Annotated in this window: 28 protein-coding genes; 8 read left to right on the top strand and 20 right to left on the bottom strand. The window is 63.9% G+C overall.

Translation table 11 applies throughout. The features are described from left to right. Nucleotides 1–42 precede the first annotated feature (42 nt). From JG746_RS25080 to JG746_RS25150, 15 genes are all read right to left on the bottom strand, one after another. Nucleotides 43–510 carry a cytochrome c-type biogenesis protein gene (locus tag JG746_RS25080; protein WP_202355164.1) on the bottom strand — a complete coding sequence of 156 codons (468 nt, stop codon included), beginning with the start codon at nt 508–510 and terminating at the stop codon, nt 43–45. Beyond that, nucleotides 507–2,498 (bottom strand): heme lyase CcmF/NrfE family subunit, encoded by a 1,992-nt coding sequence (locus JG746_RS25085; RefSeq protein ID WP_202355165.1) that lies wholly within the window; start codon nt 2,496–2,498, stop codon nt 507–509. The genes JG746_RS25080 and JG746_RS25085 overlap by 4 nt, the downstream gene beginning before the upstream one ends. A gap of 38 nt (nt 2,499–2,536) precedes the next feature. Continuing rightward, nucleotides 2,537–2,980, bottom strand: a complete 444-nt coding sequence (ccmE, locus tag JG746_RS25090) for a cytochrome c maturation protein CcmE (protein ID WP_199642776.1) — start codon at nt 2,978–2,980, stop codon at nt 2,537–2,539. A 2-nt stretch (nt 2,981–2,982) separates the two neighbouring features. Further along, nucleotides 2,983–4,122, bottom strand: coding sequence for a c-type cytochrome biogenesis protein CcmI (gene ccmI / locus JG746_RS25095; protein ID WP_202355166.1), 1,140 nt, complete (start codon nt 4,120–4,122; stop codon nt 2,983–2,985). A 118-nt stretch (nt 4,123–4,240) separates the two neighbouring features. Continuing rightward, nucleotides 4,241–4,678, bottom strand: a complete 438-nt coding sequence (locus tag JG746_RS25100; RefSeq protein WP_202355167.1) for a hypothetical protein — start codon at nt 4,676–4,678, stop codon at nt 4,241–4,243. Between the two features lie 187 nt (nt 4,679–4,865). Continuing rightward, complete coding sequence (locus tag JG746_RS25105; RefSeq protein ID WP_202359461.1) at nt 4,866–6,236, bottom strand: ATP-binding protein; 1,371 nt, start codon at nt 6,234–6,236, stop codon at nt 4,866–4,868. Nucleotides 6,237–6,276: 40 nt separating this feature from the next. Next, a complete protein-coding gene (locus tag JG746_RS25110) occupies nt 6,277–6,942 on the bottom strand; it encodes a response regulator transcription factor (RefSeq protein WP_019857144.1) in 666 nt (221 codons plus the stop codon). Between the two features lie 71 nt (nt 6,943–7,013). Continuing rightward, entirely contained in the window at nt 7,014–7,313 is a 300-nt protein-coding gene (locus tag JG746_RS25115; RefSeq protein WP_202355168.1) for a hypothetical protein, read from the bottom strand. A gap of 171 nt (nt 7,314–7,484) precedes the next feature. Further along, complete coding sequence (locus JG746_RS25120; protein WP_202355169.1) at nt 7,485–7,892, bottom strand: DUF3168 domain-containing protein; 408 nt, start codon at nt 7,890–7,892, stop codon at nt 7,485–7,487. 207 nt (nt 7,893–8,099) lie between these two features. Next, nucleotides 8,100–8,822: an SDR family NAD(P)-dependent oxidoreductase gene (locus JG746_RS25125; RefSeq protein ID WP_202355170.1), complete on the bottom strand. Its 723-nt coding sequence runs from the start codon at nt 8,820–8,822 to the stop codon at nt 8,100–8,102. A 93-nt stretch (nt 8,823–8,915) separates the two neighbouring features. Next, nucleotides 8,916–9,722: an ABC transporter permease gene (locus tag JG746_RS25130; protein ID WP_202355171.1), complete on the bottom strand. Its 807-nt coding sequence runs from the start codon at nt 9,720–9,722 to the stop codon at nt 8,916–8,918. After that, nucleotides 9,722–10,555, bottom strand: coding sequence for an ABC transporter permease (locus JG746_RS25135; protein ID WP_202355172.1), 834 nt, complete (start codon nt 10,553–10,555; stop codon nt 9,722–9,724). Before JG746_RS25135 ends, JG746_RS25130 begins: the two co-directional genes overlap by 1 nt. 20 nt (nt 10,556–10,575) lie before the next feature. Continuing rightward, on the bottom strand, nt 10,576–11,688 hold the full coding sequence (locus tag JG746_RS25140) for an ABC transporter substrate-binding protein (RefSeq protein ID WP_202355173.1): 1,113 nt from the start codon (nt 11,686–11,688) through the stop codon (nt 10,576–10,578). Between the two features lie 68 nt (nt 11,689–11,756). Beyond that, nucleotides 11,757–12,851 carry an ABC transporter ATP-binding protein gene (locus JG746_RS25145; RefSeq protein WP_202355174.1) on the bottom strand — a complete coding sequence of 365 codons (1,095 nt, stop codon included), beginning with the start codon at nt 12,849–12,851 and terminating at the stop codon, nt 11,757–11,759. 136 nt (nt 12,852–12,987) lie between these two features. Continuing rightward, a complete protein-coding gene (locus JG746_RS25150) occupies nt 12,988–13,875 on the bottom strand; it encodes a LysR substrate-binding domain-containing protein (RefSeq protein WP_038645582.1) in 888 nt (295 codons plus the stop codon). A 75-nt stretch (nt 13,876–13,950) separates the two neighbouring features. Between JG746_RS25150 and JG746_RS25155 the strand changes: the two genes are divergently transcribed. From JG746_RS25155 to JG746_RS25175, 5 genes are all read left to right on the top strand, one after another. Then, nucleotides 13,951–15,537 (top strand): amidohydrolase, encoded by a 1,587-nt coding sequence (locus JG746_RS25155; RefSeq protein ID WP_202355175.1) that lies wholly within the window; start codon nt 13,951–13,953, stop codon nt 15,535–15,537. A 40-nt stretch (nt 15,538–15,577) separates the two neighbouring features. After that, complete coding sequence (locus JG746_RS25160; protein WP_202355176.1) at nt 15,578–16,510, top strand: dimethylarginine dimethylaminohydrolase family protein; 933 nt, start codon at nt 15,578–15,580, stop codon at nt 16,508–16,510. Nucleotides 16,511–16,735: 225 nt separating this feature from the next. Continuing rightward, entirely contained in the window at nt 16,736–18,889 is a 2,154-nt protein-coding gene (locus JG746_RS25165) for a transglycosylase domain-containing protein (RefSeq protein WP_202355177.1), read from the top strand. A 111-nt stretch (nt 18,890–19,000) separates the two neighbouring features. Then, nucleotides 19,001–19,585: a DUF1214 domain-containing protein gene (locus JG746_RS25170; RefSeq protein ID WP_202355178.1), complete on the top strand. Its 585-nt coding sequence runs from the start codon at nt 19,001–19,003 to the stop codon at nt 19,583–19,585. Beyond that, nucleotides 19,578–20,147 (top strand): DUF1254 domain-containing protein, encoded by a 570-nt coding sequence (locus JG746_RS25175; protein WP_202355179.1) that lies wholly within the window; start codon nt 19,578–19,580, stop codon nt 20,145–20,147. The genes JG746_RS25170 and JG746_RS25175 overlap by 8 nt, the downstream gene beginning before the upstream one ends. A gap of 109 nt (nt 20,148–20,256) precedes the next feature. Here the strand turns inward: JG746_RS25175 and JG746_RS25180 are convergent, their stop codons facing one another. After that, on the bottom strand, nt 20,257–20,442 hold the full coding sequence (locus tag JG746_RS25180; RefSeq protein WP_244730439.1) for a hypothetical protein: 186 nt from the start codon (nt 20,440–20,442) through the stop codon (nt 20,257–20,259). Nucleotides 20,443–20,652: 210 nt separating this feature from the next. Between JG746_RS25180 and JG746_RS25185 the strand changes: the two genes are divergently transcribed. Beyond that, nucleotides 20,653–21,687, top strand: coding sequence for a hypothetical protein (locus JG746_RS25185; protein ID WP_202355181.1), 1,035 nt, complete (start codon nt 20,653–20,655; stop codon nt 21,685–21,687). Here JG746_RS25185 and JG746_RS25190 read toward each other — a convergent pair. The 3 genes from JG746_RS25190 to JG746_RS25200 all read right to left on the bottom strand — a co-directional run bounded on the left by JG746_RS25190 (nt 21,665) and on the right by JG746_RS25200 (nt 24,631). Continuing rightward, nucleotides 21,665–22,012, bottom strand: a complete 348-nt coding sequence (locus tag JG746_RS25190) for a DUF1491 family protein (RefSeq protein ID WP_202355182.1) — start codon at nt 22,010–22,012, stop codon at nt 21,665–21,667. The two genes, JG746_RS25185 and JG746_RS25190, sit on opposite strands and share 23 nt — an antisense overlap. 68 nt (nt 22,013–22,080) lie before the next feature. Next, entirely contained in the window at nt 22,081–22,893 is an 813-nt protein-coding gene (locus JG746_RS25195) for a peptidoglycan-binding domain-containing protein (RefSeq protein ID WP_202355183.1), read from the bottom strand. Beyond that, a complete protein-coding gene (locus tag JG746_RS25200; RefSeq protein ID WP_202359462.1) occupies nt 22,868–24,631 on the bottom strand; it encodes a sensor histidine kinase in 1,764 nt (587 codons plus the stop codon). Before JG746_RS25200 ends, JG746_RS25195 begins: the two co-directional genes overlap by 26 nt. Before the next feature lie 531 nt (nt 24,632–25,162). On the opposite strand from JG746_RS25200, the gene JG746_RS25205 reads away from it, so the two are divergent. Both JG746_RS25205 and JG746_RS25210 read left to right on the top strand, forming a co-directional pair. Beyond that, nucleotides 25,163–25,513 carry a DUF5330 domain-containing protein gene (locus JG746_RS25205; protein ID WP_095791376.1) on the top strand — a complete coding sequence of 117 codons (351 nt, stop codon included), beginning with the start codon at nt 25,163–25,165 and terminating at the stop codon, nt 25,511–25,513. Nucleotides 25,514–25,613: 100 nt separating this feature from the next. Further along, nucleotides 25,614–26,042: a SufE family protein gene (locus JG746_RS25210; RefSeq protein ID WP_095770788.1), complete on the top strand. Its 429-nt coding sequence runs from the start codon at nt 25,614–25,616 to the stop codon at nt 26,040–26,042. A 90-nt stretch (nt 26,043–26,132) separates the two neighbouring features. On the opposite strand, the gene JG746_RS25215 is transcribed toward JG746_RS25210, so the two are convergent. Then, nucleotides 26,133–26,558: a MucR family transcriptional regulator gene (locus JG746_RS25215; protein WP_202355184.1), complete on the bottom strand. Its 426-nt coding sequence runs from the start codon at nt 26,556–26,558 to the stop codon at nt 26,133–26,135. Nucleotides 26,559–26,563: the final 5 nt, after the last annotated feature.

A 26,563-nucleotide genomic window follows, 5' to 3' on the forward strand; every position in this document is an offset into this window, starting at 1 on the left:
ACACATGAAACTTTGGTAATGTTGGCGGCGCGGTCGTGGCCGTCAGTCGCGGCGAAGAATGGCGTCCAATGCCGCCTGCTCGTCGGGAGATAGCGATTTTGTCGCCAGCGTCCGGCGCGACCGCGCGGTCAGCACAATGAAAACGCCTCCGACCAGCAGCAACAGCACGGGCGTGCCCCAAAGCAGCGCGTTGCGCAGATCGAAGCGCGGCTTCAGCAGCACGAACTCGCCGTAGCGCGAAACGACATAGTCCATGACCTGCTGGTCCGTGTCGCCGGCGACGAGGCGCTGGCGCACCAGGATGCGCAGGTCGCGGGCGAGGTCGGCATCGGACTCGTCGATCGACTGGTTCTGGCAGACCATGCAGCGCAGGCCCTCCGACAGGGCCCGCGCCCGCGCTTCGAGCGCCGGATCGGCCAGCATCTCGTCGGGCTTCACCGCCATTGCCGTGCCGGCAAAGCCGAGCGCCAGCATCAGGACAAGCAGCGCGGCGGACAACCTTGCCTTCATGGCAGGGCCGCGGGCGCCACGGCGCTCGCCTGCTTGCGCCGGCGCGAGGGCGCGCCGACACGCAGGCGCCTGTCCATCAGCGACATGGCAGCGCCCGCCATCATCACCAGCCCGCCGCCCCAGATCAGCGTCACCAGCGGTTTCCACCACAGGCGCACCACGACCGAGCCGTCCTTGGCTTCGTCGCCAAGCGAAATGTAGAGCTGGGAAAAACCGAGGGTCTTGATACCGGACTCCGTCGTCGTCGTCTGCCGCACCGGAAAGAAGCGCTTGGCGGAACTGATTTCGCCGACAGCATTGCCGCTGACGCCGATCAGTTCGAAGCGGCCACGATCCTCGCTGTAGTTTGGCCCCTGCGCCGGATAAAGCCCGACGAAACGCAGCGTATGGCCTGACAGTTCCACGGTCTCGCCAGCGCGCATGGACAGGATCTTCTCGGTGCCGAAGGAGAGCGTGGCGACGATGCCGAGCAAGGTCAGGCCGAGGCCGAGATGAGCCAATGCCGTGCCGAAGACCGAGCGTGGCAGGCCGGCGAAGCGCCGGACCATAACGGCCGGCGCAACCGATCCGACGCCGGACTTGACGGCAAGGTCGGTAAGCGCGCCAGCGACCAGCCAGACAGCCAGGCCGATGCCGAGGGCAGCGAACACCGAGGCGCCATCGATAAACAGGCCGGTGACCAGCATTGCCGCCAGCGCCACCGCGAAGGCCGCCATCAGGCGCTGCGACGCGGCGATGATGTCACCGCGCTTCCAGGCCAGCAGCGGACCGAACGGCACGAGGACCAGAAGCGGCAACATCAATGGGCCGAAGGTCAGATCGAAGAACGGCGCCCCGACCGAGATCTTGTCGCCGGTCAGCGCCTCCAGCGCCAGCGGATAGAGCGTGCCGACGAGCACGGTGGCGGTCGCCGTGGTCAGGAACAGATTGTTGAGGACGAGTGCGCCTTCACGCGAGATGGGGTGGAACAGGCCGCCGGCCGTCAACCGCGAAGCGCGCAGCGCAAAGAGCGCCAGCGAGCCGCCGATGAACAGCGTCAGGATGCACAGGATGAAGACGCCGCGCGCCGGGTCGGTGGCAAAGGCATGCACCGAGGTGAGCACACCCGAGCGCACCAGGAAGGTGCCGAGCAGCGACAGCGAAAAGGTCAGAATGGCGAGCAGCAGCGTCCAGATCTTCAACGCCGAGCGCTTTTCCATGACGATGGCCGAATGCAGCAGCGCGGTGCCCGCCAGCCACGGCATGAAGGAAGCGTTCTCGACCGGATCCCAGAACCAGAAGCCGCCCCAGCCGAGCTCGTAATAGGCCCAGTAGGATCCCATGGCGATGCCGCCGGTGAGGAACATCCAGGCGACCAGCGTCCATGGCCGCACCCAGCGCGCCCAGGAGGCGTCGATGCGCCCCTCGATCAAGGCGGCGACCGAGAAGGAGAAGCAGATCGAGAAGCCGACATAGCCGAGATAGAGCAGCGGCGGATGAATGGCGAGGCCGAGATCCTGCAGGACCGGGTTGAGATCGCGGCCTTCGATCGGCGCCGGATTGAGCCGGATGAAAGGATTGGACGTCGCCAGGATGAACAGAAAGAAGGCGGCGCCGATGGCGCCCTGCACCGCCAGCACATTGGCGCGCAGCGTCGCCGGCAAATTGGAGCCGAAAGCCGCGACAAGCGCACCGAAGAAGGTCAGGATCAGCACCCAGAGCAGCATCGAGCCTTCGTGGTTGCCCCAGGTTCCGGTGATCTTGTAGATCATCGGCTGCAGCGAATGCGAGTTTTCCCAGACGCTCGCCACCGAGAAATCGGAGCTCGCATAGGCGCTCGCCAGGGCGGCAAAGGACAGCGCCGTCAGGGCGAAGCCGGTTATCGCGACAGGACCGCCGACAGCCATCAGACGCTGGTTGTCGAGGCGCGCGCCGAACAGCGGCACGATCGTCTGCACCAGCGAAAGCGCGAACGCCAGGACCAGCGCGAAATGTCCGGTTTCAACCATGGTTGTTCCCGAAATCCACGTTTGCTCTCCCGCCAGAGTTACTCACTTTTGCTCTCCTGCCAGACACCCTTGGCCTTCAGCCCGTCGGCCACTTCTTTGGGCATATAGCGCTCATCATGCTTGGCCAGCACGCTGTCGGCAACGAATATGCCATCCGGGCCGAAACTGCCCTCGGTGATGACGCCCTGCTCCTCGCGAAAGAGGTCGGGCAGGATGCCGGTATAGGTGACTTTGACCGATTTGTGCGTGTCGGTGACGGAGAAGGCGACCGTCGCGCCCTGCCCGCGCTGGATGGTGCCTTTTTCAACCAAACCGCCGAGTCTGATGCGCTGGCCGGGCTGGACACTCGCCGTGGTGAGGTCGGCCGGCATGTAGAAATAGGAGGCCTTCTGACCGAGCGCATAGAAGGTCAGCCCGGTGGCGGCGCCCAGGAAAGCCAAGCCACCCACGATCACCGACAACCGTTTCTGCTTGCGCGTCATGTCTACTCCGTCGCCGTCAGGCCGAGCGAGGCGGCAAAGGCGGTGAATTTCTTGGCTTCGTCGCTGCCGGCGCCAAAGACGGCGATGGCGCGCCCCAGCGCCTCGCGCGCCTGATCGGCCTTGCCCAGCACGACATAGGAACGAACGAGCCGCATCCATCCTTCCGGGTCACGCGGATTTTGCCGCAGTTTTTCATCGAGGCCGGCGACCATGGTGTTGATCATGGCTTCACGATCCTGCGGTGACAGGGAGGACGCGGCGTCGACATCAGCGGCATCGGGACCTTTCGCTGGCGCGCCGGACGCGACTTCGGGGCTGGCTGACTTTGCCAGCGCCTGTTCGACGGCGGCGCGCCAGGGCGAATCCGGCGGCAATGTGCCCAGCATTGCCTGCCAGGCCGCCGCGGCTTCCTTGTTTCGTCCTTCCTGCGCCAGGGCCATGGCCAGATAGAAGCTGGCTTTGGCATTGGCAGGATCGAGCTTCAACGCCGCCTCGAAGGCATCCTGGGCGTCGGCGGAAACTATACCGCCCGCGGCACCGGCAATCGCCTCGCCGAGGCCAGCCTGGCGAACGGCGCTGTCGCCGTCGAGGCGGATGGCGTTACGGTACGCGGCCGCCGCGTCGGAAAAGCGCTGCATGCGCAGATAGACCGGGGCCAGCACATCCCATCCCCTGCCGTCGGACGGGTTGGCGGCAAGGTGGGCCTCGGCCCGCGCCACCAATTCGTCGACGGAACTGTCGGCCGGGTTCTTGGCCAGCCTTTCGCTGAGCGGCTGCGCCGGCAGGTCAGGCGAGCCGATCTGGCTGTAGACACCCCAACTGACAAGCGGCACCGCCAGCACGGCGACGGTCGCGACAAGCCGTGCCGTGACCGAGGCCTGCCTGGCCGATGCCTCGCCGGCCGTATCGGCACCGTCGAGGCGAAGGATGCGGCGCGCGATCTCGGCGCGCGCCTCGGCCGCTTCCGCCGGCTGGATCAAGCCGCGGCCGGCGTCGCGGTCAAGCTCGGACAATTGATCGCGATAGACTTCCAGATCATGATCGCCGCTCGACGACGCGCCCCTGGCTCCTGCGGCCAGCGGCAGCAGCACCGCAAGGCTCGCGCCGAGCGTCAATATTGCGGCTATGACCCAGAACAGCATGGTTCTTCCAATAACGACAGAGCCCTGCCCTGCCAACACAAGCATCCTGCGACGCTTTGACGGTCAGCGCGCCGAAAGTCCTTGATCGACATCAACCGGCCTGAGCCCGAGCTGGATATCAGGTCAGCGGCGTCCAGCTGCCATCGGCGTTGCGGCAAGCGGTTCCGCGCGCCGTCACCCCGGCTCCGCCGGTGAACACCGTCTGCGTGTACTGGCGGCAGTCCTGCGAACCGACGCGGTAGGGCTGGGCCGGAACGACCTCGCCATAATGCGAAGCCTGATCGCCCTTCCATGCCACCTTCTGGCCGCTCGTCGTATACTCGAGCGCCTTGTACTCGGCCTCAAGCGCGCTGCGCTTCTCGGCATCGCTGAGGCCATTACCGATCGAGCCGCCGATGAGGCCGCCATCCATCGCCGAAATGATCGACTTGGTGACCTTGCCGCTTGTCGGAAGCGTCGAGGCAGGTGTCGGCGCGAGCGTTGGGCCCTTGCCGCTCAAGGTGGAGCAGCCGGAGACGGCCAGCAATGCGGAAACAAGCGCGACGCGAATCTTCATGCCAACAACCGGTTTTCTTGAGTTGGAGCCTGCCATGGATGCGCCGGGGGCCGCGTCATCGGAGAAGTAGGCGTGGCCATAGTATTGATATTTGTCGGAAATTTGGCCGCTGCCGGCCGGCTCAAAATCAATCGATATGCCGCCATAACATGGGTCGTCCACAACTGTCGATTGGCCTGGGAAAGCGTCACTGAAGGCTCCGCAAGCGTACCACTGCCTTCAATCCGCCCAGGCCGGACCGTTCGAGCGCGAGAACGCCTCCATACTCGTTGACGAGGTCGGCGACAATGGCCAGCCCCAGACCTGTTCCCGGTTTTGTCTCGTCCAGGCGCCTTCCACGCTTCAGCGCATCGCGTGCCTTGTCCTCGGGAATGCCGGGACCGTCGTCGTCGATGCTGATCTCGAAGAGATTGTCGTCCTTGCCGGCGAGGGGCGCCACAGTGACCGAAACCGCGCTTTTTGCCCATTTCATCGCGTTTTCGAGAAGATTGCCGAGCAGTTCCTCGAGGTCCTCGCGCTCGCCGGCGAAGACGATTTCGGTGGCCGGCAGGGTCAGCGACAGGCTGGTCTGCGGGTTGAGCTTCTGCAACACCCGCACCATGCGCTGGACCAGCGGCGCCACCGGCGTGCGGTAGACGACGCTGTCCCGCTGCGCCGCGACGCGGGCGCGCTGCAGATAATGGTCGACCTGCTTCTGCATCGAGGCGGCCTGCTCGGCGATCAATTGTCCCTTGGCGCCGCCAAGGGCGCGGCCTTCGTTGAGCAGCACCGCCAGCGGCGTCTTCAGCGAATGGGCGAGATTGCCGACCTGGGTCCGCGAGCGCTCGACGATGCGTTTGTTGTTTTCGATCAAGGCATTGGTCTCGTTGGCCAACGGCTCGATCTCGGCTGGAAAGCGGCCGTCGAGCCGCTGCGCGGTGCCTTCGCGCACCATGGCAAGGGCGTTGCGCACCCGGCGCAGCGGCTGCAGGCCGAGCAGGATGGCAATGGCGTTGATGGCGATCATGCCGACGCCGAACAGGCTGAGATAGGTCAGCAGGCGGCGCTGGAAGGTGGCGATCTCCTGTTCGAGTTCGCTTTGGTTGCCCATCACGCGAAAACGCGCGGCGCGGTTCTTGGCATCGAGCACGAATTCGCTCTCGAACACTTCGAGTTGCTCGCCGTCGATGCCTTCGGCCGAATAGCTGCGCTGGAAGCTGGCGTTGAAGGGCACCTCGGCGACGCTTGGCGACGGGATCTTGCTCGTCATCGACGACGAATGAAGGTCGCCATGCACGCCTTCCGAGGCCGGCTCGACCGACCAGTACCAGCCCGAATTCGGCTCAGAGAAGCGGAGGTCGCCAAGGTCGGGAGCGCCGGTGAGCGCTCCCGTGTCGGAAATGCCGATGGACCCGATCAGGTTGAACAGATGTGCCGAAAGCAGGCTGTCGAAGCCGCGCTCGCTGGCCTGGCGGTAGAGCGTGGTGATCAGGGTGAAAATGACGACAAGGGTCAGGATCGCCCACACGGTGGAAAAGGCGATGACGCGGAACGTCAGCGAACGCGGCCACAAACGCAGCGAAAGCGGCGCCCTTGCGGTTGGTTTGAGCGGTTCCGAGTTACGCCTCCGGCTCGCGCATGCGGTAGCCCATGCCACGCACGGTTTCGATCATGTCGATGCCCATCTTCTTGCGCAGCCGCCCGACAAACACCTCGATGGTGTTGGAATCGCGATCGAAATCCTGGTCGTAGAGATGCTCGACCAGTTCGGTGCGCGAGACCACCTCGCCCATATGGTGCATCAAATAGGCAAGCAGGCGGAATTCGTGAGAGGTCAGCTTCAGCGGCACGCCGTCGACATCGGCCTTCGAGGCCTTGGTGTCGAGGCGCAGCGGCCCGCAGGTGAGTTCCGACGAGGCATGGCCGGCGGCACGGCGGATCAGCGCCCTCAGCCGCGCCAGCACCTCCTCGATGTGGAAAGGCTTGGTGACATAGTCGTCGGCGCCCGCATCGATGCCGGAGACCTTGTCGCTCCACCGGTCGCGCGCCGTCAGGATCAGCACCGGCATCTTGCGGCCGCCGCGGCGCCAGCGCTCGACCACGCTGATGCCGTCCATCTGCGGCAGGCCGATGTCGAGCACGACGGCGTCGTAAGGTTCGGTGTCGCCGAGGAAATGGCCCTCCTCGCCGTCAAAGGCACGGTCGACGACATAGCCGGCGTCGACCAGCGCGTCCGCTATCTGCCGGTTGAGATCCTTGTCATCCTCGACGACGAGTACGCGCATGCGGAGATCGATACCTTTTGAAGGACTTGTTCAGATATAGGCCGATTCCGGCGGCCTGGGAAACGGGCGGGTCAGTCTTGCGGAACGACGATCTCGGAACGGCGCGGACGCTGACCGTCCTTGCCAGGGACCAGCACGACGATGACGCAGACCGGCTGGCCACCGCGTGTCGACTGCGAGGCCTTGGCCAGTGTCCCGCCATTCTGCTCGGCCACCTGCTGGCCGATCGCGTAGCAGTCGGATGCGGCCAGGATGATCGGGCTGGACTGGTCGGGCGCGATCATCGGCGTCGCCATCGCTTGCGACGCGAACAGCCCGGCGGCACAGAGCGCCAGGGTCGCGGTTCGAAAGTGGGAGCGAAGCGTTTTCATGGTCAGCGTTGTAACGCATCGGTGCTGAACGTGAAATGAACGGTGATCGATGCACAACCCATGCCCGCTACCCCCTGAACGCGAGACGACCGGCCGTGATTTCGACGCCCCAACCCGACGAAATTCCGGGGACGCCAGTGTAGACTCCGTTTCGGTCGGATTGAAAGCGCGTCAGGCATTTTCCTGCGTCAGCGCGCGAAACCGCAGCAGCCCGTGATGCACGAGGAGATCCTCGTCGTAACGGGCCTCCTCGAACTCAAGCGACAGCCGCGTTTTGCCGCGCGGGCCGACCACCAGTGCGGTGTTGGCAAGGCGGGCCTTGATGGCGGCCATGATGGCAAGGGTTTCGTCTTCACCGTGAGCTTTCGACCAGACATGGAGCGTAATCAACTGATCGTCGTTGTTCTCGGCGCCGGTGTCCCAGTCAAAGGCGCTGGTCTGACCAAAAGTCACGTAGGGAAAAGCGGCATTTTCGGTCGCCCGTTCGAGCAGCCCGGCGCCACCAAGCAGCGCGGACAGCGACTTATCGCTTTTGAGCCTTAGAAAAAGTGCCTGCAGCAAATCGCCGGGCGCGGTCATTTTGTCGTCCCCCTCCCTGTCACGCCTTCAAGCCATTCGCCGTACTGGCAAATTCGCACTTAGCGTAACCCAACTCGACAAGCCTGCGCCATACCGCATGATTCGTCTCGGCGATCATGATCGCCGATGATCTCGAAAATACGACCCTGTTATGAACAGATTGCCATGCCGGGCTGCCCCCCGCTTGAGGTCGGTGGGCGTATCCTGTCAGTATCGAGCCCGGCCGCCCGACATGTCGAAGACAGCGCCGGTGTTGAATGCGCTGGCATCCGAGCAAAGCCAGACCACGAGCGCCGCGACCTCGTTCGGATCGCCGAGCCGCTTCAGCGGACTTGCCGATATCATCGCGTCCACGGTCTCATTGCCGAGATCGCGGATAAGGCGCGTATCGATCGGACCCGGAGCGATGCAGTTGACGCGAATATCGGTGTCGCTGACCTCACGCGACAGCGCCTTGGTAAAGGCGATGACACCGGCGCTGGCGGCGGAATAGGCCGCAAGGCTCGGCAGTCCCTCTTTGCCGGCAAGGGATCCCATGTTGACAATACGACCCTTGCCCGCTCGTCGCATAAGGGGGAGCACCCGATGCGTTACTTCGAACGTGCCAAGGAGGTTGACCTGCAGGATTCGCTGCCATTCCACCGGTTCGAATTCCTCGAACGGCTTGTAGCTACCCAGCCACCCCGCATTGTTGATGAGAATGTCGACCCCGACTTCGCCCATGGCGGTCAGCGCCTGCATGACGCTATCGCGTTTCGTCACGTCCACTGAAAGAGAGCGTGTGCCTTCAAGCTCGACGGGCTCAATATCCCAGATCCAGACGTCCGCTCCACTCAACGCCAGCTTCTGGGCTACCGCTCGGCCGATACCACGGGCGCCGCCTGTGACGATGGCTGTCCGGCCCGTAAAATCATACGTCACCGACACCATCACCTCCATGAAACGCCAGTGCTTGGTATATTTTGCGCCGCGTCGTGGGTGAAGTCGAGGAGACAGGCGAAGCTCGGCCGCGCCTCGGTTTGTCTAGTGCCCGGCGCGCTGCCTGGTGACCACACTGCGCACCGCCAGCACCAGCACCGTGATGATGATCAGGATCACCGAGAGTGCAGCGATCGCCGGGTCGATGTTGTCGCGCAGGCCCATCCACATCAGGCGCGGCAGCGTGATGGCGTTGACCGAGGTGATGAACAGGGTAACGCCGATCTCTTCCCAGGACAGCACGAAGGACAAAAGCGCTGCCGTGACGATGCCGAACTTGATGTTGGGCATGATGACGCGGGTGGCGCGCTCCCAGACGGTTGCGCCGAGCCCCCTCGCCGCCAGGTCAATCCGCCGGTCGAGCTGGCTGAGCGAGACCAGGATCAGCACGGTTGCGAAAGGCACCGTCATGACCGAATGGGCCATGGCAACGCCGAGCCAGGTGTCGTAGCCGAAGAACGAACTGAAGCCCGAGATCGAGGTCAGCAGGAAGTAGAGCGTGATTGCCGAGACCACCGGCGGCACCACCATCGGCAGCAGCACGAAACCGACGAGCGCTGCGGTGAACCGGGGCTGGAACATCCAGACGCCGAGGCTGAAGCAGAGCGCCAGGACGGTGGAGATCGCGCTGCTGACTACGCCGATCCGGATCGACAGCAGGATCGACTGGAGCCAGCGCGGATCCTCGATCAGCGAGCGATAGTGGCGCAGCGAAAGTTCACCCGATGGCATGGCCAGCATGCGGCTCGGTGTCAGCGACACCGGAATGACGGCAAGCAGCGGCATCAGCAGGAACAGCGCCACCAGTGCGGCGAGGATCAGCGAGACGGGCCCGGGGCGATAGGTCGGCATCAGATCAACTGCTTGGGTTTGACGTAGCGGAACAGCAGGGCCATCAGCGCGCCGACGAACAGCACCAGCACGACGCTGATCGCCGCCCCCAGCCCCCAGTCCGGGCTCTGGAATATCCTGAGGTAGATCAGCTCGGCGATCATGACGCTGCGGCCGCCGCCAAGGATCGCCGGTGTGACGAAGAAGCCAAGCGAAAAGACGAAGACGATCAGCGCCGAGCCGATGATGCCGGAGCGGGTCATCGGCACGAACACCGTCCAGAAGGTGCGCATGCGGCTGGAGCCGAGCCCGCGCGCCGCGAGCAGCACGCGGTCGTCGAGGCTGCGCATGGCCGATGCCAGCGGGAAGACCGCGAAAGGAATGAGGAAATGCGTCATGCCGATGACGACGCCGAGTTCGTTGCGCACCAGCGTCAGCGGTTCGGAGATGAAGCCTAACGATTGCAGCCAGGTGTTGATCAGGCCGCGATTTGACAAAAGCGCCACCCAACCGAAGGCGCGCGTCAGCACCGAGATCCAGAACGGCACCAGGATGCAGAATTCGGCGATAAGGCGCTGCGCCGGGCTGCCGCGCACCCAGACGACCGTGATGGCATAGGCGGCGGCGACGGATACAACCGTGACGATCGCCGCGATGCGCAGCGTGCGGATGAACACCGACTGGACCAGATCGTCGGTAAGCAAGGCATTGTATTGGCCAAGTCCCGGCGTCGGCAGGGTGAAACTCCATTTCACCACGCCGAGAAACGGCCAGGCATAGGCGAGCACAAGGAACAGGAGCAGCGGCGCCATCAACAGCGCCGCGCCCATCCTGTCGGAGAGAACGCCTCTCATCTCAGATCAGCATCCAGCTCTCAGGCGGAGATGATCTTGGTGTATTCGTCGAGTGCGGCGCCGTAGTTCTTGGCGTACCACTCCATGTCCAGCGCGATCTGCTTCTTCATGTTTTCGGGATCGACCGGGTTGATTCGCTTCTTGTCGGCCGGGATCAGCGCGTCGGCCGCTGGATTGGCCGGGCCCTGGCCGAGCTTGTCGAACATGACGAGCTGCTTTTGCGGGTCCTGTGCGCTTGCGATGAACTTCATCGCCGCGTCCTTGCCGCCGGGGTTGTTCTTGAGCACGGCCAGCGCGCCGGGCGAGATCAGGCCCTGGTCCCAGATGAACTTGATCTTGCCGCCGGAATCCTGCTCGATCAGCGAAGCGCGGGTCGACCAGACGATGGCCATCGAGGCTTCGCCATTGAGCAGCACGCTCTGGCTCTCGGCGCCGCCACCCCAGTAGGCGACGACGTTTTCCTTGAAGGCGGCGATCTTGTCGTGGGCTCGCTTCAGGTCGAGCGGATAGAGCGAAGCCGGCGCGATGCCATCGGCCAAAAGCGCCGCTTCCCAGCTCGACACGCCCCATTTGTAGAGCGAACGCTTGCCGGGGAACTTCTTCACGTCGAAGAAGTCGGCCATGCCGGTCGGGGCATCCTTGCCGTATTTCTCGGAATCATAGGCGATGACATAGGAGAAGAAATAAGTCGAAGCCGCATACTCCCAGCCGAAGCCGGGCCGCATCTTCGTCTTGTCGACGATCTTGTAGTCGATCGGCTCGAGCGCGCCCTGGGCGCCGAGCGTGATCGCCGAAAACGGGTCGACGTCGACCAGATCCCAGGTCGGCGCACCGCTCTTGAACTGCGCCGAGATGGCGCCTTCGGTCGGGCCGGAGCCGTCCATCTTGACGGTGATGCCGGTGTCCTTGGTGAAGGCCTGGCCGTAGGCCGCATCATAGGCGGTGATGGCGTCGCCGCCCCAATTGACCAGCACGAGTTCCTTGGCCTGGGCAAAGGCACCGGTCGAGCGCAGCAGCATCGGTGTGCCGGCGAGCACGAGCGCTGCCAGCTGCGTGAACTGGCGGCGTGAAATCTCGCCGCGTCTGGTCCTTTCGGACAGCGTTTCGATGGCGTTTTTCTTGGTGTCGTTCATGTCAGTTCCCCTTTGTTTTCGTTGATTTCAGTCCGCAAGCCGGTGCGATAGGCCAGCCGCGCCGGTGTTCAATGTCCTCCGTGCGGGAGGAGGAAACCCTTTTCCGCCGGCCAGGTCAGCCAGACGGAATTGCCTTTGCTTAGTGCCGCGGCCGCGACTTCGTTCGGCACCGACACGGTTACTTTGGCGCCTTGTCGCGTCGTCAAATCAAGCTTGGTCGCGGAACCCATATAGGTCGAAGCGATGGCGGTCGCGGCAATGCCGTTCTCACCGACCATCGCCTCTCGCGCGATCGACATATGTTCGGGCCGGATCGCCAGGATCGCGTCACCACTGACTTTCTCGGCCTTGCAGTGCATGTTGACGGCGCGGTCCTCGCAGAGGCCCGTCGAGCCATTGTCGGCGGGCTTGACCCCCTTCAGCGGCAACATGTTGATCTCGCCAAGAAATTCGGCGACGAAGCGGTTATCCGGCCGGTCGTAGACTTCGTCCGGCGCGCCGACCTGCAGCAGTTTGCCGTGGTTGAAGATGGCGACGCGCGAGGACAGCGCCAGCGCCTCGCTCTGGTCGTGGGTGACGAAGACGAAGGTGGTGCCGGTTTCCTGGTGCAGGCGCTTCATCTCGGCCTGCATCTGGCCCCGCAGGCTCTTGTCCAGCGCCGAGAACGGCTCGTCGAGCAGAAGCACGCCCGGTTCGAACACCAGCGCGCGGGCAAGTGCCACGCGTTGCTGCTGGCCGCCGGAGAGCTGCGAGGGCAATTTCTTCTCGTGGCCGACCAGGCCGACGCGCTCGATCATTTCGCCAACGCGCTTCTTGATGTCGGCGGCCGATTTCTTGCGCACCTTGAGCGGGAAAGCAATGTTGGCCTCGACGCTCATATGCGGGAACAACGCATAGCCCTGGAACACCATGCCGGCGGCACGCTGCTCGGCCGGGCGGTCGGTGATGTCGGTGCCGTCGCTGAAAAGCTTGCCTTCGGTCGGCTGCACGAAGCCGGCCAGAATCATCAGGAAGGTGGTCTTGCCCGAGCCGGAGGGCCCGAGCAGCGTCAGGAACTCGCCGCGGCCGATATTGAGCGACAGATTGTCCAACGCACGGAACGAGCCAAAGCTCTTGCCGATTCCAATTGCCTTGATCTCTGCGGCCCGGCCGGGTTGCTGCATCCTGCCTCTTCCTCAGTGTCTGGTGAAATCGTAGGCAGGCTGGCGGCTCACCGCAACCGAATAGTTTTCGCCTGATCAGCAAATTTGATTCACGTCTGGGAGTTGGGACGCACCAAATCTCCGCCTCGAGGGGAGATTAAAGTCTGCTCTCCGATAGCTTCGCCCTGAGCCAGTCGCTGAAGGCGTTGAGCACGGGATGGCCGGCCTTGGCGTGTTCGAAGACCAGGAAATAGGAGCGTGGCGAGGGCACGGACGCTTCAAACGGCTTGACCAGCCGGCCCTCGCTCAGTGCCCGGCGGCCGGTCAGCTCGTCGCCCATGGCAATTCCCTGGCCGGCGACCGCCGCCGAGAAGACGAGGTTCATGTCGGAAAAGAAGATACCGCCTTCGGTATCGGGATTCTCCACCTTGGACAGCGCCAGCCAGCGCGCCCAGTCCTCGGTGTCGGAGAGATGCAGCAGGTTGGCGCGCAGGACGTCCGCCGGTTTGGAAAAGCCGCCGACCTTGTTGAGCAATGTCGGGCTGCAGAGCGGCGTGAAGTGGACTTCACAGAGCAGCTCCACCGCCCGGTTCGGCCAATTGCCGACGCCGAAGGCGATGAAGGCGTCGGCGTCCGGATTCGAGACGTCGTCGAGCCGGCGCGGCGTCAGCACCGAGAGCGCCACATCGGGGTACATCTGCTGGAACTCGCCGATATGGGTGCACAGGAACATGGAGGCGAAGCCGGGCGGGCAGGAGATGGCGAAGGAGCCGCCGACGCCGGCGCCGTTCGTCTGCGCTCCCGCGTCGCCAAGCACTGTCAGCGCCTTCCTGACATCGGCTGCGTAGCGCTGGCCGCGCGGCGTCAGCGCCACGCCCTTGCCGATGCGCTGCAGCAGATCGAAGCCCAGATCGCGTTCGAGCAGGCGCAACTGGTGGCTCACCGCGCTGCGCGTGAGATGCAGTTCGTCGGCGGCACGCCAGACGCTGCCATGCCTGGCGAAACTGTCGAGCGCGCGCAGCGCCTGTGTGGAGGGAATTCTCAAGAGGTGAACCGAATTTGCACGAACCGGGAAAACATATCACTTTTTGGCGAGCCGCTTCACTGCTTTCTTGGATGCATGGACAAACCGTTGACAACATCAGTGCAAGAGACGGCCCTTGCCTGCCTCGACGGCATCCAGCCGCTGCTGTCGGCGTGGACGCGCACCATCTTCGATTTCGGCGAGACCGCCTGGCGCGAATACCAGTCCGCGGCCTGGTACGTGGAGCGACTGAAGCGTGAAGGCTTTGCCGTCGAGGAAGGTTCCGGCGGCATGCCGACGGCGTTCTGTGCCCACTGGACGAACGGCGCCGGGCCGACGATCGGCATGTATGCCGAGTACGACGCCGTGCCCGGCAACTGCCAGGATGCGGCAACGGTGAAGCAGCCGCGGCCCGGTCTTGGCGTCGAGGCCGGCGGCCACACCGATCCGCATTCGGGGCTCGGCATGGCCAGCCTCGGCGGCCTGCTGGCCACCAAGGCGGCGATGCAGCGCCACGGCATTCCAGGCACGCTGCGCTTTACCGGCGAGCCGGCCGAGAAGGTGCGCGGCTCGAAGCCGATCCATGCGGCCAAAGGCTATTACGACGGCCTTGCCGGCATAATTTCCTTCCATCCCTTCTACATGCTGCCGCTCTGCAACACGGCGCGCTGGGACACGCATTGCGGTGCCGCCTACGCCATGATCTACCGCTTTGTGTGCGACGAACCCGAAAACTGGGTTCGCGCAGGTGACGGCGCACCGATCCCGCAGGCGCATTCGGCGGTCCGCGCGCCCGGCGCCAACGACGCGCTGATGACGATGTACATGGCCTCCAAGGCGCTGCGCGATTCGATGCTGCCGCATCAGGGCGGCTGGTCGATCAGCGAGGCGATCCTGACGGCGGGCCAGGCGACCGCCGACAATCTGCCGGCGGGGCTCGCCGAGATCCAGTACATGATCCGCGTGCCGACCATCGGCATGGCCGAGCAGGTGACAGCCGTACTCGACCGCAATGCGGCGGCTGCCGCCGCGATCAGCGGCTGCCGATACGAACGTCACTGGGTGTCGAAGTCGCGGCCGGGGCTGGCCAATCACGCCATGGCCGAGATCGCCTATGAGGCGCTGTCGACGGTCGGGCCGCCCCGATGGAACGAGGCAGCCAGGGCGATCGGCCGTGACATCCAGGTCAATGCCGGTGGCACGGCAACCGAGAATCCGTTCATCGACGAACTGGAGCGGCTGATTTCGCCAAAGGACGCGGAAGCGATCCTGCGCCGCGACCTGCCGCCTTCGCAGTTGAATTCGACCTCCGACGACTATACCGACATGAGCTGGCATGCGCCGACCGCGCGCTTTTATGTCGCCCGTCCGGCGCTGCGCTCGGCGGATGGCCACGCCTATCCCTCCTGGGTGATGAATGCTCTGGGCGGCATTTCCGCCACCATCGACCCGATGGTCATCTGCGCGGCCAAGACCGTCGCGCTGGCGGCGCTGCGGCTGCTCGAGGACGGGAAAGCCCGCGAGGCGGCGATGGACGAGTTCACCGCCCGCGCCGGCGGCGGCGTTGGCGGCACGAACTGGATCGCGCCGCTCTGCGACTACGAACCGCCGATCAACTTCCGCTGGCCGGAATATGTCACCACCGCACGCGGCCGCGACTGGTGGATCCCGCACAATGCATGACCCGAGCAACTCTTGAGAACAAGCTTACGAGGAGAACCGCATGACCGTTCATGATCGCATCGTCGCCGAGCCGTTTTCGCTGCAGCGCCGCAATCCGGCCGGCGGCACCAAGCCGCTGACGTCATGGGGCTTCGCCAACGAGACCGACGTCTTGACCGATGTGCTGCTCGGATCGCCGAATTTCCTGCGGCATCTGTCGACCAGTTCGCTGTCGCGCAAGCATCTGCGCGAAGCGCCCTGCAATGTCCAGATCGCGCAGGCGCAGCACAAGGACCTGGTCGCCGCCTATGAGCATTTCGGCGTCAACATCCACTGGCACGAACCGACACCGGAACTGCCGATGCAGGTCTATTCCCGCGATTCCAGCGTCATGACGCCCTACGGCGCCTTCATCACCGCCATGGCCAATTGGTGGCGGCGCGGCGAGAACTACGCGGCCATCCGCACCTATGAAAAACTCGGTATCCCGATCTACGACATGGTCACTGCAGGCACGTTCGAAGGCGGCGACTTCAATGTCATCGAAGAAGGCGTGGTGCTGATCGGCTGCGGCGGCGCCCGCACGCAGGAAGAAGGCGCCCGCCAGGTCCAGTCCTGGTTCGAGAAAGAGGGCTGGGAAACGCGGCTCGCCTTTATCGACGAATATTACGTCCATATCGACCTGATGGTGGTGCCGATCGCCGAAAAACTCACGGCCGTTTGCCTCGCCTGCACCGAACCCGGCATCGTCGACTGGCTGAAGGGCAAGGGCCACGAGATCATCGACGTGCCCTTCCAGGACACGATGGCGCTCGGTTGCAACTTCATGTCGCTGGGCAAGGACAGGGTGATCGCGCCAACCTCGAGCCAGACGCTCATCGGTCAGCTCAAGGCGCGCGGCTTCGAGGTCGCTGCCGTCGACATGAGCGAGATCTCCAAGACCGGCGGCGGCATCCACTGCATGGCGCAGGCGCTGAAGCGCGAGCCGGCCTGAACCGCCCAGGCCGCCTCTCATATCAGTCTCCCCGCCTGCGGTGACCGGGCGGGGGACTATCGGTTGCGACCGCTCCCCTGCCCCTTGCGCCAACAAACCTTTCAGCTGTGTCTTCGCTGCCCTTGTGAGCATCCCCAAAATGGATGAATAGTCGGGACAGGGCGCCGCCCTGAAATTGCCGGCTTGCGGTTTTCAGGTCACGCCACAGCCGAGCCGGGTTTTTGAATGGTCAGCCCTGAACCGCGCAAGAGAAGAGGTCCGATCGCGTCGCGCCTTCTGGCGCTGGACGCCTGGCTCGATTCCTCGCTCTACGAAATCGGGTTCAAGGCGCGGCAATTCTGGGAAGCCGCGACCATCTTCTCGCGGCGCTTTCGCCTGAAAGGCTGGCGGCGCGGCATCATCGAGATTTTGAGCGAAGGTTTCACGCTCGGCGCCGGCGGCTTCGTGGTGATGTTGGCGCTGGCCATTCCGGCTTTCCAGGATACCGCCGGCGACTGGCGGGCCCAAGGCGATTTCGCCGTCACCTTCCTCGACCGCTACGGCAACGAGATCGGCCAGCGCGGCATCATCCAGCGCGATTCGGTGCCGGTCGACGAGATGCCCGACCACGTCATCAAGGCGGTGCTTGCGACCGAGGACCGGCGTTTCTTCGATCACTACGGCATCGACGTGCTCGGCCTGTCGCGCGCGATCTTCGAGAATGTGCGGGCGAACTCCGTCGTCCAGGGCGGCTCAAGCATCACCCAGCAATTGGCCAAGAACCTGTTCCTGACCAATGAGCGCACCTTCGAGCGCAAGATCAAGGAAGCCTTCCTGTCGCTGTGGCTCGAAGCCAATCTGTCGAAGAAGGAAATCCTGCAGCTCTATCTCGACCGCGCCTATATGGGCGGCGGCACGTTCGGCATCGAGGCGGCGGCGGACTTCTATTTCGGCAAGAGCGTCAAGGACCTTAACCTCGCCGAGGCGGCGATGCTGGCCGGCCTGTTCAAGGCGCCGACCAAATACGCGCCCCATATCAACCTGCCGGCGGCGCGCGCACGCGCCAATGTGGTGCTGTCTAACCTCGTCGATTCCGGCTTCATGACGGAAGGCCAGGTGCTGCAGGCAAGGCTGCATCCGGCCGACGTCGTCGACCGCGGCGAACAGAAGAGCCCCGATTATTTCCTCGATTGGGCCTTCGATGAGGTCAAGAAGATCGCCAAGCCCGGCCAGCATTCGCTGGTTGCCCATACCACCTTCGACGCCAACATCCAGAAGGCGGCGGAAGAGTCCGTCGAGTTCCACCTGCGCCAGTTCGGCAAGGAGTACAACGTCACCGAGGGTGCTGTGGTGGTCATCGAGACCAATGGCGCGGTCCGCGCCATCGTCGGCGGCCGCGACTACGGCGCCAGCCAGTTCAACCGCGCGACCAAGGCGCTGCGCCAGACCGGCTCGTCCTTCAAGCCCTATGTCTACGCCACGGCGATGGAACACGGCTTTACGCCCAATTCGATCATTTCCGGCGGGCCGATCAGCTGGGGCAACTGGTCGCCGCACAATTACAGCGGCGAATCAGCCGGCAACATCACGCTGATCATGGCGATGGCCAAGTCGATCAACACCGTGCCGGTGCGGCTGGCCAAGGACCACCTCGGCATCGCGCCGATCAAGGCGATGGCCGAGGCGATGGGCGTGGAATCGCCGCTCGAGGCGCACAAGACAATGGTGCTCGGCACGTCGGGCATGACCGTGATGGACCAGGCGACGGGCTACAGCGTGTTCGCCCAGAACGGCTTCGTCGGCTCCCGGCACGGCATCACCCAGCTCGTCACCCGCACCGGTGACGTTGTGTATGACTGGACAAAGGACGCGACGCCGCCGCACCGGGTGCTGTCCGAGCAAGCGCTGAAATCCATGAACACCATGCTGGCGGCCGTGCCGGTGATGGGCACCGCGCGGCGGGCGCAAATCCCCAACATCGTCGTAGCCGGCAAGACCGGCACGACCCAATCCTATCGCGACGCCTGGTTCGTCGGCTTCACCGGCAACTACACGGCGGCCGTGTGGCTGGGCAACGACGATTTCACCCCGACCAAGAACATGACGGGTGGATCGCTGCCGGCGATGGTTTGGCAGCGCCTGATGGTCTATGCGCACCAGAACATCGACCTGAAGCCGATCCCCGGCATCGACAAGCCGTTCGTTGACGAGGACACCGCAGCCAAGGCCGCGGAAGCCCAGAAGAAGAGCGAGGAGCAAGCCGCGGCCGACGCGGCGGCCGAACGCCCGGCGGTGCTGTCCAGCCGGACCACGCAGACACTGAGGGACATGACGCAGCTGTTCCAGTCGGCACCCAAAATCGACGCCCCCGCCTCGCCCGAAACGCTTTCAGCGCTGTGAGTTCGGCCTCGGCGCGGGCCGGGCCAACAGGCAAATCCATCACGCCCGCTTGCCACAAGGCCCCGCGCCGCGATATCCCCGAACGGCAATCCTTCGCGCACGCGGCCCTTCATGCTCAAGAACGCCTTCCTGATGCTGCTTTCGCTTGCCATAGCCATTGGCGGCGGCGGCGCCAGCGTCTGGTATGCGCTGAAGATCCAGGATGGCGTCGGCGCGATCCGCATCGGCCAATGGACCGCCTTCCCCGATATCGGCACGCCGGCCGCCGACCCCTATTCCAAGGCCCGCGTGGCGCGCGAGGGCGTGCTTGCGCTCGGCCGCGCCGAGGGCCTGTCCTTCGTCGCGGAAACTGACGCTGCGGGCGACCAGCTCAAGCGGGAATGCAGCTACAGGATAGAGGGCGGATTTCCGACCGCCCGCTTCTGGACGCTCTATGCCGCGGACCAATCGCTCGGCGTCGTCGAGACCGGCAAGCCGCGACTTGCAGCCCTTCAGTCCTATGAGGTGCTGCGCCAGGCGGACAATTCGGTGATCATCTCGGTCGGGCATCACCCGATGTCCGGCAATTGGCTGCTGACAGACGGTTCCGGACGGATGTATTTCGTCCTGACCTTCTACGACACGCCGATCGCAAGCAGCACCGGCCTGTCGGATGTTTCGCTGCCCAGGATCGTGAAGGCCGGCTGCGATGCGTAATGTCCTGGCCGCACTGCGCCGTCTTTTTCACGCCGTGCTGCTCGGCCTTGTCGGCGCCGGAATCGTGCACATCGTGGTGCTGCTCCTGGTGCCGGAATTTTCCGAACGCGACGCCTGGTCGCGACTGTCCATGGCATCCGATCTCTACCGGATGAACCGGCTCGATGCCGAGGCGGGCGGCGCGCCGGTGGTGAAATCGGTCGACCCGCTGTTCTACGCCACGGCCTGCCGGTTCGATCTCGAGGAAGGCATGGTCCGGATCAAGGCGCCAGGGAACGTCCCCTTCTGGTCGGTGTCGGTCTATGACCGCAACGGCCACAACATCTATTCCTTCAACGACCATACGGCGACCGACGGCAAGCTCGATGCCGTGGTGCTGACGCCGGCGCAGATGATCGATGTGCGCAAGGACTTGCCGGAGGATCTGCAGGGAGCGATCTTCGTCGAAGCGCCAATCGACGAGGGTATCTTCGTCATCCGCAGCTTCGTGCCGGACGACAGCTGGAAGCCGATCGTGTCGCGTTTTCTCGATCAGAGTTCCTGCGAGCTACAGGAATTCTAGACTCTTTGTCTTTGACGCAATTTCAGACGGAAAACCGCTTCACACTTTTCCTGAAATTGCTCTTGGTCAAAGGCCCGAGGCCGATAACCCGACGGACCAGACCAAGGCTTCAGTGGTGAGGCACCGGTGTCCGTGGCGATCCCGGCTTGTCGGGCCCGGCAGGCCGCGCTTCGCCGGTGGCGGACCGCTCATAGCGGATGCCGGGAAAGATGATCACCGCCGCCGGTATTTCGGTGGTTTGCTTGGTTCGATTGGTCGGTGCCGCACGCGGCACGAAAGACAGTACCATGCCCATGATTCGCGCATTCCTCTCGGTTTCCCCGGAGCACAACGCAACGCCTCCAAATATCATTAAGGCAGGCAGAGGGTTAACGGAGCGCTAACGGATCACCGCTAACTTGATCTTTGTCTTGAGGTCAGGAGGTTCTGACCGGGGCAATCGCGAAACCGACACAGTCCCGGTTGAGCGTGATCAAGGCTGTGTGTCGAGTATCGGGTATCCTTCGTGTCATCTTCGGACTTCAGGCAAATCGCGATACGAACGGAATCGGGCAAGGCCGAAAGGCTGTTCCGCGCCGCGGTGTCGGCGTTCTGCTCGCTGACCCGCCCATCGCGCCGCGAGATCGGCCAGCTCGAAGACCTGACGCTGCCGCTGTTTGACGATGTGTCCGTCGAATCGCGACGATACGTGGCCGCCGCCCTTTCCGAATGCGAATACGCGCCCGCGGCACTCGTGCGCCGCCTGTGCGAGGAACCGGTCGACATTGCCGCGCCGCTGCTGATCCGCTCGCGCGCCGTCAGCGATATCGACCTGATCGCGCTGATCGGCCGCCACGGCCTGCCGCATGCGCGCGCCATAGCGCGCCGCAAGGACCTGAACCCGACCATTGCCGACCTGATCAGGGCGCTCGAACGGCCGACACTGGTGCGGGTGCGGGAAGCGGACGTGCAAGCCCCCACGGCGCCAGCCGCGATCACCGCAAATGCGGAAATGGCCGGAGAGAGCGCGACGAACCAACAGTCTCCCGGCATTGCCGCCGAGAATGCGCGGCGCAGGCTGCGCTCCATGATGCGCACCGGCGACGAAGCATCGGCGGCGAAGGTCGATGCGTTCCCCGGCTCGGATACCTATGTCAAACTGCGCGAGACGGCGCTGACGGGAAACGCCGCTTTCTTCCAGACCGCGCTTGCGGATGCTCTCGACATTGATTTCTCGACCGCGCGCTCGCTGACCGCCAGCCAGAACTATGCCTCATTGCTCGCGGCGCTGCGCTCGCTCGACTTCAGCGAAGACAGGGCCTTCCTGATCACGGTCGCCATCTACCCCGGCCTGTTCCCGCATCCGCAGGCCATTCGCACCTATCTCGACCGCTACCGCCTGCTGCATCGCGACGTGGCTCTGGACAGGGTGCGAGGATGGAAGGCCGAGGCCCTTTCCAGGATGGTTCGTGACGCCTCGCCCGCAAACAGCGACAGCCGCAAGGCATCGAACAGCGACGAAGCCGCGGCTCCCGCCCTCAGGGCGTCTTCACGGAAATAAGCTCCTCGACGGGAACGGTGCCGGCCTCGATCTCGACCACCCAGATGTCGGGATCGAATTTCTTTTCCTTTTCAAGACGGGCATCGAGCATGGCCGGATCATCACCGGCGGCGAGAAGGCTGAAAAAGCGGTCGTCGGGCTTTGCCGAATCATAGCTTGTCTGCGGCGCCGGCCCGTAGAGGGCGACGTCACCCAACCTGCCCCGCGTCAGCACGAAAACAGCACCGGCCTCGGTCGCGCCACGGTTGACCACCGCGGCAAAGCCGCCGGCGCTGAAAACCCGGCGCACCAGGGCAGAAACCCACAAATCCGATGTGACGCGCATGAAAACTCCGCAAACCGTGCGGGCTATCTAGCGATATTTCCGCCGCTCGGCGAGCCGTCGCTTCCCGATCAGTTGGTCAGGCCGATTTCGCGCATCTTGACGTAGACGATCTCGTCGGGTTCGCCGGTCTGCGGCAGGCCGAACAGCGACTGGAATTCCTTGATCGCCGCCTTGGTGCGCGCACCGACGACACCATCCAGCTGCATGTCGTCATTGCCGAACGCCTTGAGCCCGGCCTGGATCTTGACGATGCGGGGGTCGGGTCCCTGGGTCGGGCCGGCATCCGCCTGCCCGGCAGTCGTCTGCCCGGAATTTGTCTGCCCGGAACTTGTCTGCAAGGAAACCGGAACGGCGGCCTGCGTATCCGGCCGCGGCTGCGGTCTGGGCACGGAGGCGGTCTTCGGCGTTGCGCCAAGCTGATCGAGCAGAAGCGCATCGATCTCACCGGAAGCGTTGAGACCGACCTTCTGCTGGTAGGCCTGGATGGCCTTGCGCGTGTTGGGGCCGGAAATGCCGTCGACCGTGCCGGAATAGAAGTCGAGATCCTTCAATATGCCTTGCACCTGCTCGACCACCGGATCGCCCTTCATCGGGGCGGGCGCCGCATTGGGCCGCACGATGTTGATCGTCGTCTCCGGCTCATCGGAGGTGGTGTGCGGAAAACCCTGGAAATGCCGGGTGGCGAAGAACGCCCCGGCATGCGGGAAAGGCTGATACCACAGCGCATTCGCCGAGACATAGAACAGCGTCACCAGGAATGCCGTCGATCCGCCCACCAGGACGGGGTTGCGCGAAATCATCCCGCCGACGGCCATTGCGCCGTCCTGGAAGGCGTTGCCGCGGCGTTTGACCGCCTTAGGCTGTTTTGCGGAGCGAGCCATTTCTGTCCCCTTTCGCCCTCGTCACCGGCATCGTCAGCACCCCCGCCTCGTTCGCCGGGCGCCCCTTCGGCCCGTTGACCGGCAGGCTGATGGTCACCGTGGTGCCCTCGCCCGGCATGCTTTCGATCGACATGGTGCCTTCGTGCAGCGCCACCAGCCCCTTCACAAGTGACAGGCCAAGGCCGGTCCCCTCGAAACGGCGCGTATAGTCGTTCTGGATCTGCGTGAAGGGCTTGCCGAGATTGGCGAACTCCTCCTCGGCGATGCCGATGCCGGTGTCCCTGACCCAGAAATGCAGGCGCGAACCGATGCGCTTGGCGCCGACGACGACATCGCCGCCGTCAGGCGTGAACTTGATGGCATTGGAGACGAGATTGATCAGGATCTGCTGCACGGCGCGGCGATCGGCATTGATGTCGCCGGCGTCGGGAGCGATCTGCGTCTGCAGGTCGATGTTCTTGGCCTGCGCCTGCAGCCGCATCATCGACTGGCACATGTCGACGGCTTCCATGAACCGGAACGGCTCCGGGTCCGCCGTGTAGGCGCCCGCTTCGATCCTCGATACGTCGAGTATGGATGTCACGACGGCCAGAAGATGCTGGCCGGAATCCCGCACCAGAGTGACATATTCCTTCTGGCGCGGATCCTTGAAGGCGCCGAACATCTCGTGCAGCAGCATGTCCGAAAAGCCGATGATCGCGTTCAGCGGCGTGCGCAGTTCATGGCTGACCACCGCCAGGAACCGGCCTTTGGCCACTTCCGCGGCTGCCGCCGTCTCATTGGCCTGCGCGAGTTCCTCACGCAGCCGGGCCGTCTCGTCATTTTCGCGCAGCACCAGCGTGAAGACATCGCTCTGCTCCTCGCCACGCAGCAGTTCGAGCAGGAACGGCCGGTAGTTGTCGGCCATCGAGCGACTGTCATTTTGGCGCATGTCATTCTGGCCATTGCCGTTCTGGGGCAGCCTGACGCGCAGTTCCAGGCGGCGCGAGGCCGCACCATCGCGCATGTCCGCCAGGGCGCTGAGATAGGAGACACGGTCCGACAGATGGACACGGTCGAAGAAGCCGGTTCCGGAAAGCAGTTCCGGCGGCAATTTCAAAAGCGTGCGCGCCCTGGCGGACGCATCGAGCACCTCGCCGTGGCGGGCGACCCGCAGGATCACCGCATCGATGATGTCTTCCAGCCGGTCGCCGGTCTCGTGCGTATCGGCCGCACCGCTGCTGTCGCGAAACGCCGACAGGCGCGGGATCAGCGTCAGCGCCCAGGCCAGCGGCACCAGCCAATGCCAGGCCGCGATCTGCGCGCCCGCGAAGGGCAGGAAGGCCGCTGCCAGAGGCTGAAGGACAATGGCGGCAATGGCCGAGACCGCTCCCCACAGGGCCGCGCGCCGCGAAGCGCCGATCCACCAGGCTTCGAAGGGCAGCGCCACGGCAAGCATGGCGACGGGAGAGCTCAACCCGCCGGCGGCGGCGATGAGGCCGCCAAGGGCAACAGCCGCCATCGCCAAGGCGATTGGGGCGGCCGCGGCCATCTTGCCGGTCGCCGCCACCAGCAAGGCGACGAACCAGCACAGACCGAAGGCAGCGAAAATGGCGGCCATGGTCACAGCGGCGCCCATGCCTGACGTGACCAGCGTGACCGCGGCACCGGCGGCAAAGAATGGCGCCGCCAGCATGACGCCGATGAAACGGCGCTGGCGCTCGCGGCCGCTCTGCCCAAGAATGGAGGGATGGACCATACGTTCGCAACCGGCGGCAATCGCGCCAGGCAATTCAGCGTATCTGGCCTTGATCGGCATCAACTCAACGCACTCGCACTCATCGTGAACAGCTCTGCTTTTGCAGATTGTTTTGGTTGGCTCCGAAACTCTCATCCAGCGTTTAAGGAATGGATAAGGCAGGGCCGACCAAAGCCCGGCCTGTGGCAAATATCGGGATGCTTGCTGCCGAAAACCCGGGCAAATGCCGCCATAGTAAATGGAGGGTTATCTGCGAACGCTTGCCGTCAGTGGATCATGGATTGGGAGAGACCCGAGCGAATTCCAGGAAATTTCAATGGAAACAACCAAATAGATGGTTATCAAGAGGTAACGAAAATCGTCCCGATATGAAACAAATCCATGGCAAAACGCTTCGTTTCGAATTTGCCTAAAATTTGAGGAAAATTGTCGCTGTGCACGCAAGCCGTCCTTTGTGCCTGTGTGCCAACATCCTGCCCATAAAAGAGGTCATGCCATGATGCATGATCCGGTCACGACGAGAGGCAAGGCATGTTCTTCCTGATAAGAATGGCTTTCTGGTTTTCACTGGTGCTTTTGGCGCTGCCGCTGAGTGTCGGTTCCGACGAGCCGGGGCAGGAAAGCGTCGGGCCGATCCAGGCCCTGTTCGCGGCACGTGACGCGGTGGGCGACATTGCCGGCATCTGCGAGCGCAAGCCCGATGTCTGTGAGACCGGCAAGTCGGCGATGCACACCATCACCGCCCGCGCCAAGGAAACCGCCAAGATCGCGGCCGCCATGCTGGACGACAAGTCCACCGGCCCCGACACTTCGACAATGACGGGCAGCGTGGCGGAAGAGATCGTCCTGCCCGAGACCGTCAACCTGCCGGTCAAGAATTAAGCCGTCTCGACGGCGCACCGCGGGCAGTCTGCCCTCTCGACGCCCGCGGTGTCCTTGTTTTTTCCGTGACGCGGGGCTGCCGCGTGACTATATCCGGGTCATGACGACCACGATCCAGACGATCCGCGACGACTTCTCCTTCCTTGACGAATGGGAGGACCGCTATCGCTACGTCATCGAGCTCGGCGAGGCGCTGCCGCCCTTTCCTGATGAAGAGCGCAATGCCGCCAACAAGGTGCCGGGTTGCGTCAGCCAGGTCTGGCTGACCACCGAACAAGGACCGGGCAGCGATCCGGTCATCACCTTCACGGGGGATTCGGACGCCCATATCGTGCGCGGGCTGGTCGCGATCATGCTGGCGCTGTTTTCCGGAAGGACGGCCAGCGAAATCCAGAAAACCGATGCGGAAGCGACGCTGAAGGCACTCGGCCTGGACGAGCATCTGTCGCCGCAGCGCGCCAATGGCCTGCGCTCGATGGTCAAGCGCATCAAGCGCGATGCCGAGATGGCGCTCAAGCAGACCGCCTGACGCCGCTCCGGTCAGCCGGCAATCCTGTTCCCAAAATCAAACGGCGCCCGAAGGCGCCGTCAATGTCGGTTCGACCTGGCGAAGCAGCGATTACCGCGCCTTGCGCTTGCGGCCGAGGCCCATCTTCTTGGCGAGCTGCGAGCGAGCTGCCGCATAGTTCGGAGCAACCATCGGATAGCTCGGGTCGAGATTCCACTTTTCGCGGTACTGGTCCGGCGTCAGATCATAGTGGGTCATCAGGTGACGCTTGAGCGACTTGAACTTCTTGCCGTCTTCAAGACAGACAATGTAGTCGTCATGAACCGAACGCTTCGGGTTGACAGCCGGCTTCTGCTTGTCGGCAGGAGGCAGTTCGGCGGTTCCGCCCACGCGCCCGAGAGCGGCATGGACATCGGATATGAGGCTCGGCAATTCGCCGACCGGCACCGGGTTGTTGCTGACATAGGCGGCCACCACATCGGCGGTCAGCTCGATCAGCGCATCGTTGTTTCTGGAAGGTGTTTCGACAATATCCATGGTTT

The sequence above is a fragment of the Mesorhizobium sp. 113-3-3 genome (assembly GCF_016756495.1).
Taxonomy (GTDB): Bacteria; Pseudomonadota; Alphaproteobacteria; order Rhizobiales; family Rhizobiaceae; genus Mesorhizobium.

What these genes read in the sequence shown, in the direction of transcription:
- JG746_RS25080 (WP_202355164.1), bottom strand. Translation starts at nt 510, where the DNA reads ATGAAGGCAAGGTTGTCCGCCGCGCTGCTTGTCCTGATGCTGGCGCTC.
- JG746_RS25085 (WP_202355165.1), bottom strand. Translation starts at nt 2,498, where the DNA reads ATGGTTGAAACCGGACATTTCGCGCTGGTCCTGGCGTTCGCGCTTTCG.
- ccmE (WP_199642776.1), bottom strand. Translation starts at nt 2,980, where the DNA reads ATGACGCGCAAGCAGAAACGGTTGTCGGTGATCGTGGGTGGCTTGGCT.
- ccmI (WP_202355166.1), bottom strand. Translation starts at nt 4,122, where the DNA reads ATGCTGTTCTGGGTCATAGCCGCAATATTGACGCTCGGCGCGAGCCTT.
- JG746_RS25100 (WP_202355167.1), bottom strand. Translation starts at nt 4,678, where the DNA reads ATGAAGATTCGCGTCGCGCTTGTTTCCGCATTGCTGGCCGTCTCCGGC.
- JG746_RS25110 (WP_019857144.1), bottom strand. Translation starts at nt 6,942, where the DNA reads ATGCGCGTACTCGTCGTCGAGGATGACAAGGATCTCAACCGGCAGATA.
- JG746_RS25115 (WP_202355168.1), bottom strand. Translation starts at nt 7,313, where the DNA reads ATGAAAACGCTTCGCTCCCACTTTCGAACCGCGACCCTGGCGCTCTGT.
- JG746_RS25120 (WP_202355169.1), bottom strand. Translation starts at nt 7,892, where the DNA reads ATGACCGCGCCCGGCGATTTGCTGCAGGCACTTTTTCTAAGGCTCAAA.
- JG746_RS25125 (WP_202355170.1), bottom strand. Translation starts at nt 8,822, where the DNA reads ATGGTGTCGGTGACGTATGATTTTACGGGCCGGACAGCCATCGTCACA.
- JG746_RS25130 (WP_202355171.1), bottom strand. Translation starts at nt 9,722, where the DNA reads ATGCCGACCTATCGCCCCGGGCCCGTCTCGCTGATCCTCGCCGCACTG.
- JG746_RS25135 (WP_202355172.1), bottom strand. Translation starts at nt 10,555, where the DNA reads ATGAGAGGCGTTCTCTCCGACAGGATGGGCGCGGCGCTGTTGATGGCG.
- JG746_RS25140 (WP_202355173.1), bottom strand. Translation starts at nt 11,688, where the DNA reads ATGAACGACACCAAGAAAAACGCCATCGAAACGCTGTCCGAAAGGACC.
- JG746_RS25145 (WP_202355174.1), bottom strand. Translation starts at nt 12,851, where the DNA reads ATGCAGCAACCCGGCCGGGCCGCAGAGATCAAGGCAATTGGAATCGGC.
- JG746_RS25155 (WP_202355175.1), top strand. Translation starts at nt 13,951, where the DNA reads ATGGACAAACCGTTGACAACATCAGTGCAAGAGACGGCCCTTGCCTGC.
- JG746_RS25160 (WP_202355176.1), top strand. Translation starts at nt 15,578, where the DNA reads ATGACCGTTCATGATCGCATCGTCGCCGAGCCGTTTTCGCTGCAGCGC.
- JG746_RS25165 (WP_202355177.1), top strand. Translation starts at nt 16,736, where the DNA reads ATGGTCAGCCCTGAACCGCGCAAGAGAAGAGGTCCGATCGCGTCGCGC.
- JG746_RS25170 (WP_202355178.1), top strand. Translation starts at nt 19,001, where the DNA reads ATGCTCAAGAACGCCTTCCTGATGCTGCTTTCGCTTGCCATAGCCATT.
- JG746_RS25175 (WP_202355179.1), top strand. Translation starts at nt 19,578, where the DNA reads ATGCGTAATGTCCTGGCCGCACTGCGCCGTCTTTTTCACGCCGTGCTG.
- JG746_RS25180 (WP_244730439.1), bottom strand. Translation starts at nt 20,442, where the DNA reads ATGGGCATGGTACTGTCTTTCGTGCCGCGTGCGGCACCGACCAATCGA.
- JG746_RS25190 (WP_202355182.1), bottom strand. Translation starts at nt 22,012, where the DNA reads ATGCGCGTCACATCGGATTTGTGGGTTTCTGCCCTGGTGCGCCGGGTT.
- JG746_RS25195 (WP_202355183.1), bottom strand. Translation starts at nt 22,893, where the DNA reads ATGGCTCGCTCCGCAAAACAGCCTAAGGCGGTCAAACGCCGCGGCAAC.
- JG746_RS25200 (WP_202359462.1), bottom strand. Translation starts at nt 24,631, where the DNA reads ATGGTCCATCCCTCCATTCTTGGGCAGAGCGGCCGCGAGCGCCAGCGC.
- JG746_RS25205 (WP_095791376.1), top strand. Translation starts at nt 25,163, where the DNA reads ATGTTCTTCCTGATAAGAATGGCTTTCTGGTTTTCACTGGTGCTTTTG.
- JG746_RS25210 (WP_095770788.1), top strand. Translation starts at nt 25,614, where the DNA reads ATGACGACCACGATCCAGACGATCCGCGACGACTTCTCCTTCCTTGAC.
- JG746_RS25215 (WP_202355184.1), bottom strand. Translation starts at nt 26,558, where the DNA reads ATGGATATTGTCGAAACACCTTCCAGAAACAACGATGCGCTGATCGAG.